Consider the following 12784-nt stretch of genomic DNA (forward strand, 5'->3'; position numbering starts at 1 on the left):
CGGCGCCGGAAGCGGTTCCGCTGGCTGGCCGGCGCGCTCGTGGTGCTCGTCGTGCTCGCCGCGGCCGCCATCGCCACCCGCTACTTCGTGCTGAGTCAGTACTATGTCGGCGAGGGATCGGACGGGGAGGTCGTGATCTACCGCGGCGTCCCCGGCAGCATTCTCGGCATCGACCTGCACGCCTACGAGCAAGGGTCCTGCCCGCCGAGCCAGGTGTGCACGGACAAGCTCCGCGTCAGCCAGCTCCAGGAGGACGCTCGGCTGGCGGTGCAGAACGGCGTCAAGAAGGACAGCCTCGACGAAGCGCGGAAGTACATCGACGACTTCCTTCAGCTGCGCAAGCGCCTGAACAACTGCGCGCCGGCGGGCGGTCAGCCGTCGTCGACGCCGACCCCTACGGCCACGCCGACGACGACGCCGTCGGCTCCGGCCGGCTCCACTGCTCCGTCGTCGGTGAACCAGCCAGCGGGGAGGGACTGCTCGACGCCGAGTTCGACGGCACCGACGAACGGAGGCGGTAACTGATGAGCCAGCCCGCCGCGCGCGCCGCCGAACCGCTTGCCGCGCAGTTCCAGACGAACCCGCCGCGCGAGGTCCCGACCCGCCGCAACACCGAGCTGGTGCTGCTGGGGTTCGCGACGTTCATCGTCACCATCGCGCTGGTCCTGGTGGAGGCGAACCAGGAGCAGGAGCTCACCGCGTCGATCATCTGGCTCGGGCTGGCCTACCTCGGCGTGCTGACCGGCGCGCACCTGGCCGTCCGCAAGTGGGCGCCGTACGCCGACCCCGTGCTGCTCCCCTGCGTCGCGCTGCTGAACGGCATCGGGCTGGTGATGATCCACCGGATCGACCTGGCCCTGGCCGAGCGCGCCACGCAGCAGGGCAAGGACTACACGCCCGCCGTCACCGCACAGGTCCTGTTCACGGTGATCTCGCTGGTGTTCTTCGTCGTGGTACTGGTTGTGGTGAACGACCATCGAACGCTGACCCGCTACGGCTACACGGCGGGCCTGGTCGGCATCGTCGCGCTGGCGCTGCCCGCCCTGCTGCCGTCGAGCCTGTCCGAGGTCAACGGCGCCAAGGTGTGGCTGAAGCTGCCGTTCTTCTCGATCCAGCCGGGCGAGTTCGCGAAGATCCTGCTGATGATCTTCTTCGCTTCGTTCCTGGTGTCGAAGCGGGACCTGTTCATGGTGGCGGGCAAGAAGCTCGTCGGCGTCGAGCTCCCGCGGGCCCGCGACCTCGGCCCGATCCTGATCTCCGCGTTCGTCTGCATCGGCATCCTGGTGTTCGAGAAGGACCTCGGCACGTCGCTGCTGTTCTTCAGCGTCATCCTGGTGATGCTGTACGTCGCGACCGAGCGGGTCATCTGGGTGGTCCTGGGCCTCAGCTTCTTCGCCGTCGGCTGCGTGATCGCCTACAACCTCTTCACGCACGTCCAGCAGCGCGTGGCGAACTGGCTGGACCCGCTGGCCACCTACGACCAGGCCGGCGGCGGTTACCAGCTCGCGCAGGGCCTGTTCGGGCTCGGCACCGGCGGTGTCGGCGGCACCGGGCTCGGCGCCGGGCGGCCGGACATGGTGCCCGAGGCCAACACCGACTTCATCACCGCGTCGATCGGCGAAGAGCTCGGCTTCATCGGCCTGGCCGCGGTGCTGATGCTGTACCTGATGGTCGCCATGCGCGGCATGCGGAGCGCGCTCGCCGTGCGGGACACGTTCGGCAAGCTGCTGGGCGGCGGGCTCGCGTTCACCATGGTCATGCAGATCTTCGTCGTCGTCGGCGGGGTCACGAAACTCATCCCGGAGACCGGTATCACCGCCCCGTTCCTGTCCAAGGGTGGTTCGTCGCTGCTTGCGAACTACATCCTGGTCGCGCTGCTGCTCCGCATCTCCGACGCGGCCCGCAAGCCCGCCGCGCGCCCGAAGCCGCAGCAGCAGCCGCAGGCCCCGATCGCGGAAGCGCACACCGTGCTCGTGCAGCGGCCGCCGGCGGACGGGGGCGCGCAGGCATGAACACCCCGCTCCGCAAGGTCGGCATGGCGATGCTCGTGATGATCGTCCTGCTGCTGGCCAACGCCACCTACATCCAGGTGGTGAAGGCCGACGACTACCGCACCGACTCGCGCAACGCGCGGGTGCTCTACGACGAGTTCGCCCGCCAGCGCGGCAAGATCGTGTCGCAGGCCAACGGCGAGGTGCTGGCCAGCGTCAACCCGTCGAACGACAAGTACAAGTACATCCGGACCTACGCCGACGGCCCGATGTACGCGCCGGTCACCGGCTACTACTCGATCAACTACGGCGCCGGCGGCCTGGAGCGCGCCGAGGACGACGTGCTCAACGGCTCCGACCCGCGGCTGTTCGTGCGGCGGCTGTCGGACATGGTCACCGGCCGCGACCCCAGCGGCGGCAACGTCCGGCTGACCATCGACCCGGCCGTGCAGAAGGCCGCGTACGACCTGATGACGCAGAAGGGCTACACCGGCGCCGTCGTCGCGATGGAGCCCAGCACCGGGCGGATCCTGGCGATGGTGTCGACGCCGTCGTACGACCCGAACCAGCTGGCCTCGCACACGTCGAAGGCGCAGACCGACGCCTGGACCGCGAACAACAAGGACCCGAAGAAGCCCATGCTGAACCGGGCGATCTCCGAGACCTACCCGCCGGGTTCGACGATGAAGCTCGTCACCGCGGCGGCCGTGCTCGAAGACGGCAAGGGCCCGGACACCCAGGTCAGCCAGGCGGCGAACACCAAGCTCCCCGGCACGAACACGACGCTGGAGAACTACGGCGGCGCAACCTGCCCGGGCAACACGTTCAAGGACGCGCTCGCGCACTCCTGCAACGTGCCGTTCGCGGAGTTCGCCGGCCAGCTGGGCGCGGACAAGATGAAGAAGACGGCCGCGAACTTCGGCATCGGGCAGACCGACCTGACCGTGCCGATGAAGGTCGCCCCGTCAACCGTCGGCCCGCTCGACTCGCAGGGCGCGCTCTACCAGAGCGGCATCGGCCAGCGGGACGTCCGGCTGACCCCCCTGCAGGACTGCCTGCTCGCGGCCACCGTGGCCAACGGCGGGATGGCGATGAAGCCGCAGCTAGTGCAGTCGGTACTGGCACCGGACCTGTCGACGATCGAGGACTACAGCCCGACCGAACTCACCGGCACCCCGGCACTGTCGTCGGCGAACGCCGCCATCCTCAAGGACATGATGGTCGCTTCCGAAGGCTTCACCAAGGGCGGTGGCAAGCGCGCGGACGTCCAGATCGCGTCGAAGACCGGCACCGCCGAGCACGGCACGGACTCCAAGAACACCGCACCGCACGCCTGGTACACCGCCTTCGCCCCGGTCGACAACCCGCAGATCGCGGTCGCCGTGATCGTCGAGGACGGCGGCAACCGCGGCCTCGCGGCCACCGGCGGCACGGTCGCGGCGGAAATCGGCCGCGCGGCGATCAACGCGAAGCTCGGGGGTGGATAGCGCATGCTGTCCTCCGGTCAGCTGCTGGCCGACCGCTACAAGCTGACGAGCCGGATCGCCGTCGGCGGGATGGGCGAGGTCTGGCAGGCCAGCGACACCCGGCTCGACCGGACCGTGGCCGTCAAGATCCTCAAGGCCGAACTCTCCGGCGACGCCGAGTTCCTCCACCGCTTCCGCACGGAAGCGCGGATGACGGCGTCCCTGAACCACCCCGGCATCGCCGCGGTGCACGACTACGGCGAGACCATCGCCGACGGCGACCTGTCGATCGCCTACCTGGTGATGGAGCTCGTCGACGGCGACCCGCTGGCCGGGCTGCTGGCCAAGCACGGGCGGCTGTCGGCGGAGTTCACGCTCGACATGCTGGAGCAGGCCGGCAACGCGCTGCAGGCGGCGCACTCGCACGGCCTGGTCCACCGCGACGTCAAGCCGGGCAACATCCTGGTGACGTCCGCCGGGCAGGTGAAGATCACCGACTTCGGCGTGGCGAAGGCGGCCGACGCGGCGCCGGTCACCCGGTCCGGCATGGTCATGGGCACCGCGCACTACATCGCCCCGGAGCAGGCGCTCGGGCAACCGGCCGAGCCGGCGTCCGACGTCTACTCGCTGGCCGTGTGCGGCTACGAATGCCTCGCCGGGCACCGGCCGTTCCTGTCCGAGAACGCCGTGACGGTCGCGATGATGCACATCCGCGACATGCCGCCGCCGCTGCCGCCGGACGTGCCGCCCGCGGCGCGCGCGGTGATCGAGGCGACGCTGGTCAAGGATCCGCGGCAGCGCTACAACAACGGCGGCGAGTTCGCGTCCGCCGTCGCCGCGGTCCGCGCCGGGCTGCCGCTGCCGACGCCGTCCGGGCTGGTCAACGCGACCTACACGACGGGCCAGCAGCCGGTGGTGCCGCAGCAGGTGCAGCAGCAGCAACCGCCACCACCGTCGATGCCGGTGCCGATCCCACCGCAGCAGCTTCCCCCACAGCAGCAGCAGATGCCGGGCGGCCCGCCGTCCCCCGCGATGAACCCGATGATCGCCATCGGCCCGCCGTCCCGGCCCGCCCCGCGGCAGGTCATGCTGCCCGCCGCGCGGAAGAAGACGCAGTGGGGCTGGTGGGCGCTTCTCGCCGCGATCCTGCTCGTTGTCCTGGTCGCGGGCATCGTGCTGGTGGCGAAGATGCTGGGTGGCGGCAACGGAACGCCGCAGAACGGCCAGCCGCAGAGCCAGGTGGTCCCGGGCAGACAGGTGCCCGCGGAGCAGTCCTCGAGCGGCTTCCCGGCGGAAACTCCCGGTACGACCGACGATGGCCGGCAAGGCATCATGACCACACCTTGGACGGAATGGAACGGCACCCAGAGATGAGCACACCCAGACTGCTCTCCAACCGGTACGAGCTGGGCGAAACGCTCGGCTACGGAGGCATGTCCGAGGTCCATCACGGCCACGACGTGCGTCTCGGCCGGGAAGTCGCGATCAAGATCCTCCGTGCCGACCTCGCCAGGGACCCGCAGTTCCAGGAGCGTTTCCGCCGGGAGGCGCAGAACGCCGCCGCGCTGAACCACCCGGCGATCGTCGCGGTCTACGACACGGGTGAGGCGAACACCGAGTTCGGGCCGCTGCCGTACATCGTCATGGAGTACGTCGAAGGCCGGACGCTGCGCGACATCGTCAAGACCGAAGGCCCGATGTCGCAGAAGCGGGCGATGGAGGTCATGGCCGACGTCTGCGCGGCGCTGGACTTCTCGCACCGCCACGGCATCGTGCACCGCGACGTCAAGCCGGCCAACGTGATGATCACGAAGAACGGCGCGGTCAAGGTGATGGACTTCGGCATCGCGCGCGCGATGCACGACGGCCAGTCCGCCATGACCCAGACGGCCGCGGTGATCGGCACGGCGCAGTACCTGTCGCCGGAGCAGGCCCGCGGCGAGTCGGTCGACGCCCGCTCCGACGTCTACGCCGCCGGCTGCGTGCTGTACGAGCTGATCACCGGCGAGCCGCCGTTCACCGGGGACTCCCCGGTCGCGGTGGCCTACCAGCACGTCCGGGAAGACCCGAACCCGCCGTCGTCGGTGAACCCCGCGGTGGCGCCGGAGCTCGACGCGGTCGTGCTGAAGGCGCTGGCCAAGGGCCCGGCGAACCGCTACCAGTCGGCGGCGGAGATGCGTTCGGACCTGGTGCGCACCCTCTCGGGCCAGCGCCCGGTGGCGCCGATGGTGATGTCCGAGGACGAGCGCACGCAGGTGATGAACGCCGACCGGCGGCAGCCGCAGCGCTACGACGAGTACAACGAGCCGGACGACGAAGACCCGAAGGCCAAGCGCCGCCGCCGCACGATCCTGGCCGCGGTGGCCGCGGTGTTCGTGCTGGGCGCGGTGCTGCTGATCATGTGGCTGGCGGGCTCGTTCAAGAGCAACGACAACACGACGGTCGCGATCCCGGACGTGCTGCACCAGACGGTGCCCCAGGCTCGGGAGACGTTGAAGAGCAGGGGCTTCGACGGCACGCTCGAGCAGAAGCCGGTCACCTGCGGAGTGACGGCCACCGACGGCAACCCGGAGTGCGGGCAGGACGACATCAACAAGGTGATCAAGACCGACCCGTCCGCCGGGGTCTCGGTCGCGACCAACACGAAGATCACGCTGTACGTCGGCGCCGCGCCGGGGAAGTCCGCCGTGCCGGACCTCAAGGGCAAGACGCGGGAGCAAGCCGAGCAGTTGCTGACTCAGGCGAAGCTGACCCTCGATCCGACCAGCGGGGAAACCGAGGTCACCGACCCGAGCCAGGTCGGCCTGGTGCAGTCGCAGAACCCGAGCGCGGACACCCAGGTCGCCGAGGGCTCCAGTGTGAAGATCACGGTCGGCAAGTCGAAGCAGCTCAAGGCCGTCACCGACTTCACCGGCCAGCAGTACTCGAAGGCCAAGTCCGCGCTGGAGGGCCAGGGCTTCACGACGAGGCGGGTCGACCAGGCTTCGGAGACGGTGCCGAAGGACACGGTCATCACCCAGAACCCGAACGGCGGTCAGGTGGCGGTGGGCAGCCAGATCGTGCTGACCGTGTCGACCGGGCCGGACAGCTCGAGCCAGATCCAGATGCCGAGCCTGGTCGGGATGACCCTCGACGAGGCACAGGACAAGCTGTCGAGCATGGGCTGGACCGGCAAGTTCAACCAGAAGTCCGACAAGAACAGCAACGCGCCCGAGGGCACGATCACGGGGCAGAACCCGAACCCCGGCGCGCAGATCAGCAAGGACCAGAACGTCACGATCAACGTGTCGGAGGGCAGCGGGTTCCCGTTCCCCACAACCTCGACCCCGAGACCCACCAACTAGTGAGCAGGGGAAAGGCCCGCACGGTTCGCCGTGCGGGCCTTTTTCGTCGTTCAGGGCTGGTCGAGAAATCCTTGCACGGCACCGAGAACCTGATCGGCATCACTCGCGGCCCCGAAGTCGAGCTGGAGTTCTTCGGCGGCGCCCGAGCGTTTGACCTTCAACGAGACGCGGGATTCCCGCTCCCGCGTCAGCCACGCGAACAGCGAGCGGCAGAAAACGCCGGCGGAGCTACTCGAAACCCCGACCACGACGGCGTCGAAAACCTGAACGCGGCCACGGAGTTCATCTTCGCCACGCAACCAGGCGGCGAGCTCCGGAAGCTCGCCGTCGGAGTTTGGCACGGTGATCGCGACGATCCCAGCCGTCACCCGATCTCCCTTCGCCCGAAACCGGAGAGGCCCCGAACCTTAGTCGGCCGCGCGGTCCGGCTGGAAGCCCGGGCCGGAAATTGAAGAGTGCAAATTGCAGTCAGGAGCGCCGGTGCACGAGTGCGGAAACGGCGAAGAAGCTGACGGCCAGCATCGCCACCGACGTCACCAGGGCCAGGACCAGTGGGCCGCCGACCGGTTCGTCGTCGGTCAAGGCGTGCAGCAGTGGGTGGATCAGCGGGATCTTCGCCAGCAGGACGACGACGAGGGTCATCACCGCGGCCAGGACCGTCCAGCCGATGCGGTGGACCAGCAGCCGCGAGCACGGGAGGGCGATCGCGATGCCCAGCAGCGTGCACGCCAGGTGCGCGAGCAACCCGATGCCGAGCGCCGCCGGTTGGACCTTGAACGACTTGAGGGCCGACCAGACCTCGGTGATCGCGGTGAGGACCAGTGAACAGGCCAGGACCGTCAGGATCGCGCCGGTGATCATCCGGCGCCACTGGCGCGCGTGGCTCAGGGTCACCAGGCGCTGTACCGGATCCTCGATGTCCAGCAGCGCGATCGTCAGCCAGCACGAGACGACCAGCAGGCCGCCGGCGCTCATGCCGAACAGGGGCAACGGCGGGGAATTCGGGTCGGCGTAGAGGATCACGCACAGCGCGAGGTAGGCCAGCAACGCCGGCAGGTACCGCTGCGAATGGCCGAGCAGCGCCAGGTAGTACCGGGTCAGGGCGAGCACGGTGCCACCTCCCGGACCGACCAGCCGTCTTCGAGGGCCCGCCGCAGGACCTCGTCGACGCGGGCGACCTCGACCGTCAGCACCACCTGCGGTCCTTCGGTGACGGCGTGCCGCACGCCCGGCTCGTCCGCCCAGCCGGTGCCGTCGCCGCGCAGCACGATCCGCGTGGTCGGCTCCGTGCTTTCCGCCGTGAGCCTGCCCTCGTTCATCAGGTGGACGACGTCGGCGTGGTCGTGCACCACCTGCGGGCGGTGGTCGGTGAACACGACGCTCGCCCCGCGCGCCCGCGTCTCGGCGACGAGCTCGCCGAGGATCGTGTGCGTCCCGACGTCCAGCCCGGACCACGGCTCGTCGAGGATCAGCAGGTCGGGCCGGACCATTACGGCCTGCGCGAGCCCGACCTTCTGCGCATTGCCCTTGGACAGGGTGCGCAGCGGTGCCGTGGGGCCGCCGACGAGGGCGAGCCGTTCGAGCAGCGGGTCGATCACCGAGAGGTCGGCCAGCCCGTGGATGCGCGCCATGTGCCGCAGGTAGGCGCGGGCGCCCATGCGCTGGCCGGCCGGGAAGCGGTCCGGCAGGTAGCCGATCCGCGGGGTGCCGCTCACCGTGCCGGTGGTCGCGTGCGAGACGCCGGCCATGATCCGCAGCAGCGTCGACTTCCCGGAGCCGTTGCTGCCGAGGACGCCGACGACGTGCCCGGGCTCCACGGTCAGGTCGACGTCACGCAGGACGAAGTCACCGCGCCCGTACCGCTTGCCGACCCCCTCGAGCCGGATCACGCAACAGCGGCCTTCTGGAGCGCCTTGGTCGCGCGCTCGAGCTCGTTCACCCGAGCCGGATCGACCGGGTGACCGGCGGTGGCCAGCCAGTTCGCGAGCATCCGGTGGCCGCCCTCGGTGAGCACGGACTCCGGGTGGAACTGGACGCCTTCCAGTGGCAGTTCGCGGTGGCGCATGCCCATCACGATGCCGGACTCGGTCCGGCCGGTGATCTCGAAGACGTCGTCGGAGATGGTGTCCGGCACCACGGTCAGCGAGTGGTAGCGGGTGGCCGTGAACTCCTCGGGCAGGGTCTTGAGGATGCCGGCGCCGGTGTGCCGCACCTGGCTCGTCTTGCCGTGCAGCAGTTCGGGCGCGCGGTCGACGGTCGCGCCGTAGACGACACCGAGGGCCTGGTGGCCGAGGCAGACGCCGAGCATCGGCGTGCGCGTCTCGGCGCACTTGCGGATGACGTCCATGCTCTGGCCGGCGCGTTCGGGGGTGCCGGGGCCGGGCGAGACGAGCACGGCGTCGAAGTCCGGTACGCGGTCGAGGTCCACGACGTCGTTGCGCCAGACCGTGCAGTCGGCGCCGAGCTGGGCCAGGTACTGGACCAGGTTGTAGACGAAGCTGTCGTAGTTGTCGACGACGAGAACGCGCATGGCGCCGAGCTTACCGGCTCCCACTCCGTGGACCGTACGCCAAATCACATTTTAAGTTAGGCGACCCTAACTTACCGTGGAGCGAGTGAGCCGATCTCTTCGTGTAGCCGTGGTGGGTGCCGGTCCCGCCGGGATCTACGCCGCCGACATCCTGGACAAGTCCGACGCCGATGTGACGATCGACCTGTTCGAGCGGATGCCCGCGCCGTTCGGGCTGATCCGCTACGGCGTCGCGCCCGACCACCCGCGCATCAAGGGCATCGTGACGGCGCTGGAGAAGGTGCTCTCGAAGCCGAACGTCCGGCTGCTGGGCAACATCGACTACGGCACCGACATCAAGCTCGACGAGCTGCGCGAGTTCTACGACGCGGTGATCTTCTCGACCGGCGCGTCCGCCGACCGCGCGCTCGACATCCCGGGTATCGACCTGGACGGCAGCTACGGCGCCGCCGACTTCGTGTCCTGGTACGACGGCCACCCCGACGTCCCCCGCAGCTGGCCGCTGACCGCGTCCTCGGTCGCCGTTCTCGGCGTCGGGAACGTCGCGCTGGACGTGGCGCGGGTCCTGGCGAAGACGGCCGACGAGCTGCTGACCACCGACATCCCGGACAACGTATACCAGGGGCTCAAGGCCAGCCCGGTGACGGACGTGCACGTGTTCGGCCGCCGCGGCCCGGCGCAGGCGAAGTTCACGCCGCTGGAGCTGCGGGAGCTGGACCACTCGCCGAACGTCGAGGTCATCGTGTACCCGGAGGACATCGAGTTCGACGACGGCAGCATCGCGGCCCTGCGCGCGTCGAAGCAGATCGACATGGTGGTGAAGACGCTGCAGGAGTGGGCCATCCGCGAGCCGGGCACCCGGCAGCGCCGGCTGCACCTGCACTTCTTCCACTCGCCCGCCGAAGTCCTCGGCGAGGACGGCCGCGTCACCGGCCTGCGCACCGAGCGGACCGAGCTGACCGGCGACGGGAACGTCCGCGGCACGGGCGAATTCCACGACTGGGACGTCCAGGCGGTGTACCGCGCGGTCGGCTACCTGTCCTCGCACCTGCCGGAGCTGCCGTTCGACCACGTGGCCGGCGTGGTGCCGAACGAGGCCGGGCGCGTGCTGGACCTGGACGAGAACCAGCTGCCGGGCGTGTACGTGACGGGCTGGATCAAGCGCGGCCCGGTCGGCCTGATCGGCCACACGAAGGGCGACGCGGCGGAGACGATCGCGAGCCTCCTGGCCGACGCCGACACCCTCGCCGCTCCGAAGTACGCGTCCCCGGACGCGATCCTCGACTTCCTCGAGGCGCGCGGCATCCCGTTCACCAACTGGGACGGCTGGGGCCGGCTCGACGCGCACGAAAAGGCGCTGGGGACGGCGGCGGGCCGCGAGCGGGTCAAGGTGGTCGAGCGCGAGGAGATGACCCGGATCTCGCGCGGCTAAGCCCCCGCGCCGAGGTAGGTCAGCACGGCCAGCACGCGGCGATTGGTGTCGTCCGAAGCGGTGATGTCCAGCTTCGCGAAGATGTTCGCCGTGTGCTTGCCGACCGCTCCTTCGCTGAAGTGCAGCCGGGCCGCGATCGCCGCGTTCGAGCAGCCCTCCGCCATCAGCGCCAGGACCTCGCGCTCACGCGGGGTCAACGCCGCCAGCGGGTCGGACGCGTTGCCCGCCACCAGTTTGGCGATCACCTCGGGGTCCATCACGGTGCCGCCCGCCGCGACCCGGCGGACCGCGTCGATGAACTGCTCCGCGTTGAACACGCGGTCCTTCAGCAGGTAGCCGATCGCGCCCGTGCCGTCGGCCAGCAGTTCGCGCGCGTACAGCTGCTCGACGTGCTGGGACAGCACCAGGATCGGCAGCCCGGGGACGTCCCGGCGGGCGGCCAGCGCGGCCTGCAGTCCCTCGTCGGTGTTCGTCGGCGGCATCCGGACGTCCACAATGGACACCTCAGGGCGGTGTTCGCGCAACGCCGCCACGAGTTCCGGGCCGGTGGCGACCGCCGCGACGACCTCGAAGCCGTGGGCGGTCAGGAGATGCGTCAGGCCGTCTCGGAGGAGGTACTGGTCTTCGGCGACAAGGGTTCTCGGTCTAGCTGACACGGGATCTCCAGGGTCGCCTTCGTCGGGCCGCCGATCGGGCTGGTCAGCGTCAACCTACCGTCGAAACCGCCCAGCCTGCGCTCGATTCCGCGGAGTCCGGAGCCGAGCGCCGGGTTCGCGCCGCCCGGGCCGTCGTCGGTCACCACCACGGTCATGAGCTCGCCGGCGAATTCCACCTCGATCGTCACCCGCTTCGCACCGTGCTTCGCCGCGTTGCCGAGCAGCTCGGCCACCGCGAAGTACACGCACGACTCCACCGGTTCCTCGACACGTCCCGGCAGCGAGCCGGTGACCTGCGCCTTCAGCGGACTGTCCAGCGCCAGCGCGCGGACGGCGTCCAGCAGCCCGCGTTCGGACAGCACCGGCGGGTGGATGCCGCGGATCAGCGCCCGCAGCTCGGTGAGCGCCTCCGACGACGCCGCGCGCAGCTCCGCCGCGAGCCGTTTCGCCGCGGCCGGGTCGGTGTCCACCAGCGCCTCGACCGCGCCGAGCTTCATCCCCATCGCCACCAGCCGCGACTGGATGCCGTCGTGCAGGTCGCGCTCGATCCGGCGCAGTTCCGCCGCTTGCGTGACCGTGACGTCGGACCGCGTCTGCTCGAGCTGTTCGACGCGCTGGGCCAGCCGGGAGGATTCCGTCGGCCCGAACCACACCCGCGCGAAGCGGGCCTGCTGGCGGGCGAGCCACGGTGCCGGCGCCAGCGCCGCCGCCAACGCGAGCAGGATCAACGGCGTCTGCGCGAGCGCACCGAGGTGCGTCGACACCGCGGGCAGCGGGTACCACTCGGCTCGCGCGGAGACGAACGGCCGCCAGATCCACAGCTGCCAGAAGCCGGTCATGGCCCAGCCGAACAACGCGAGCGCCGGCAACGAGCACACGAGCGACACGAGGGAGCTCAGCGCGCCGCCCGCCATGTCCCGCCAGGTGGCCCGGTCACGCAGGATCCACCGCGTGCGGGCGTGCTGGACCGGCCAGAACAGTTCTTCGTACAGCTGCCTACCGGCTTGGTAGAGCCCGTCGGCGCGGGGCATCGGGAACCCGGGCGGCGGCTGGTACGGCCGCGGGATCCGCACCCCGGTCCAGTTTTCGGTCTCGCGCCGCAGGGTGTCCGTGATCGAGCGGCTCCACAGCACGACCGGGGCCGCCAGCGGCATGGCGCCGGCGACGACCACCAGCTGGACCACCGAAAAGATCAGCTGCACGAAGGAAAGCGCGAAGATGCCGAACTGGTGGCCCAGCGCTTCGAGGTGCCGGCGCGGCCAGTTCCGGCGCGGCTCGGCGGCCGGGCGCGGCCCGAGCCACCAGCGCGTCCAACGGCCGTAGCCGCGCAGCACCCGCGGCCCGCCGAGCAGGACGGCCACCGGC

At 70.1% G+C, this 12784-nt stretch carries 11 protein-coding genes and 1 pseudogene; 6 read left to right on the forward strand and 6 right to left on the reverse strand.

The annotated features are described in order from the left end of the window. The 5 genes and pseudogenes from CCN39_RS32960 to pknB form a co-directional block, all read left to right on the forward strand. Nucleotides 1-525 (forward strand): annotated as a pseudogene (locus CCN39_RS32960) (protein phosphatase); the annotation flags it as partial. Continuing rightward, nucleotides 525-2012, forward strand: a complete 1488-nt coding sequence (locus tag CCN39_RS32965; protein WP_086848649.1) for an FtsW/RodA/SpoVE family cell cycle protein — start codon at nt 525-527, stop codon at nt 2010-2012. The pseudogene CCN39_RS32960 and the gene CCN39_RS32965, both read left to right, overlap by 1 nt. Continuing rightward, nucleotides 2009-3478 carry a peptidoglycan D,D-transpeptidase FtsI family protein gene (locus CCN39_RS32970; protein ID WP_086848651.1) on the forward strand — a complete coding sequence of 490 codons (1470 nt, stop codon included), beginning with the start codon at nt 2009-2011 and terminating at the stop codon, nt 3476-3478. Before CCN39_RS32965 ends, CCN39_RS32970 begins: the two co-directional genes overlap by 4 nt. A gap of 3 nt (nt 3479-3481) precedes the next feature. Beyond that, on the forward strand, nt 3482-4831 hold the full coding sequence (locus tag CCN39_RS32975; RefSeq protein WP_086848653.1) for a serine/threonine-protein kinase: 1350 nt from the start codon (nt 3482-3484) through the stop codon (nt 4829-4831). Continuing rightward, nucleotides 4828-6801 (forward strand): Stk1 family PASTA domain-containing Ser/Thr kinase, encoded by a 1974-nt coding sequence (gene pknB / locus CCN39_RS32980; RefSeq protein ID WP_086848655.1) that lies wholly within the window; start codon nt 4828-4830, stop codon nt 6799-6801. The genes CCN39_RS32975 and pknB overlap by 4 nt, the downstream gene beginning before the upstream one ends. Nucleotides 6802-6851: 50 nt before the next feature. Here pknB and CCN39_RS32985 read toward each other — a convergent pair whose 3' ends face one another. The 4 genes from CCN39_RS32985 to CCN39_RS33000 all read right to left on the reverse strand — a co-directional run bounded on the left by CCN39_RS32985 (nt 6852) and on the right by CCN39_RS33000 (nt 9331). Then, nucleotides 6852-7169 (reverse strand): effector-associated constant component EACC1, encoded by a 318-nt coding sequence (locus CCN39_RS32985; protein ID WP_086848657.1) that lies wholly within the window; start codon nt 7167-7169, stop codon nt 6852-6854. A 100-nt stretch (nt 7170-7269) separates the two neighbouring features. Further along, nucleotides 7270-7911, reverse strand: a complete 642-nt coding sequence (locus CCN39_RS32990; protein WP_086848659.1) for a hypothetical protein — start codon at nt 7909-7911, stop codon at nt 7270-7272. Continuing rightward, nucleotides 7899-8690 (reverse strand): ABC transporter ATP-binding protein, encoded by a 792-nt coding sequence (locus CCN39_RS32995; protein ID WP_086848661.1) that lies wholly within the window; start codon nt 8688-8690, stop codon nt 7899-7901. The genes CCN39_RS32990 and CCN39_RS32995 overlap by 13 nt, the downstream gene beginning before the upstream one ends. Next, a complete protein-coding gene (locus tag CCN39_RS33000) occupies nt 8687-9331 on the reverse strand; it encodes an aminodeoxychorismate/anthranilate synthase component II (RefSeq protein WP_086848663.1) in 645 nt (214 codons plus the stop codon). Before CCN39_RS33000 ends, CCN39_RS32995 begins: the two co-directional genes overlap by 4 nt. A gap of 112 nt (nt 9332-9443) precedes the next feature. On the opposite strand from CCN39_RS33000, the gene CCN39_RS33005 reads away from it, so the two are divergent. Next, nucleotides 9444-10763: an FAD-dependent oxidoreductase gene (locus CCN39_RS33005; protein WP_086848667.1), complete on the forward strand. Its 1320-nt coding sequence runs from the start codon at nt 9444-9446 to the stop codon at nt 10761-10763. Here the strand turns inward: CCN39_RS33005 and CCN39_RS33010 are convergent. Then, complete coding sequence (locus CCN39_RS33010) at nt 10760-11419, reverse strand: response regulator (RefSeq protein ID WP_086848665.1); 660 nt, start codon at nt 11417-11419, stop codon at nt 10760-10762. The genes CCN39_RS33005 and CCN39_RS33010 overlap by 4 nt on opposite strands. After that, a partial coding sequence (locus tag CCN39_RS33015) for a sensor histidine kinase (RefSeq protein WP_086848669.1) occupies nt 11359-12784 on the reverse strand: 1426 nt, incomplete at its 5' end. The genes CCN39_RS33010 and CCN39_RS33015, both read right to left, overlap by 61 nt.

It is taken from the genome of Amycolatopsis kentuckyensis (genome assembly GCF_002155975.1).
Classification (GTDB): domain Bacteria; phylum Actinomycetota; class Actinomycetes; order Mycobacteriales; family Pseudonocardiaceae; genus Amycolatopsis; species Amycolatopsis kentuckyensis.